1 protein-coding gene (only partly in view) is annotated in these 519 nt (G+C 36.6%); it reads right to left on the bottom strand.

The window, feature by feature from the left end; genetic code table 11:
- Nucleotides 1-128, bottom strand: partial view of a DinB family protein gene (locus V7149_RS26240; protein WP_335348487.1) — the 5' end (the start) only. 349 nt of this gene lie to the left of the window's left edge; only the first 128 of its 477 coding nucleotides appear in the window; its start codon is at nucleotides 126-128; the stop codon falls past the left edge of the window.
- Nucleotides 129-519 lie beyond the last annotated feature (391 nt).

A 519-nucleotide genomic window follows, 5' to 3' on the forward strand; every position in this document is an offset into this window, starting at 1 on the left:
CCCGAACTTGTCCATGCTGCCTCAGCTGCGATGACTCCCTGAAGCGCCTGATCCATGGATGCAAACCACTCATTATTATAGCAATGCATGTCGAGTTGTTTTAAAAATATTTTGGCTACAACTTGCATAAAACCAATCTCCTCACTGTTTAGTGTAATCTTTCAAAGTTAAAAGACATGAAAAAATCTGAGTATAGTATAAATTAATCGTTCCTTAAAAGGTATAAACCAAAACCAAGTGTGTCCCTTCCATTTTGGAGATACATTTCTCTCCAGCTTCTAATTCTCTCCAACATGGCAGGGTAATCCGAATCTTCCGGGTGACGATAACTATAATCCTCAATCGATTTCGAAAACAGCCATTCATACGCATCAAAATCATCTTCATTTGCTACTGTCGACCATATAACGAAAAAATGTTTTCAATGAAATCCTCCAATCATTTTTTTTGAGAATTCAACAAAACCAAGTTCACTAAAACTTATTCGAATCATCCAGTTTAAATTCCTTCTTCATGCAC

Origin of the sequence: Bacillus sp. JJ1503, assembly GCF_036965125.1 — a bacterium.
Classification (GTDB): Bacteria; Bacillota; Bacilli; order Bacillales; family Cytobacillaceae; genus Cytobacillus.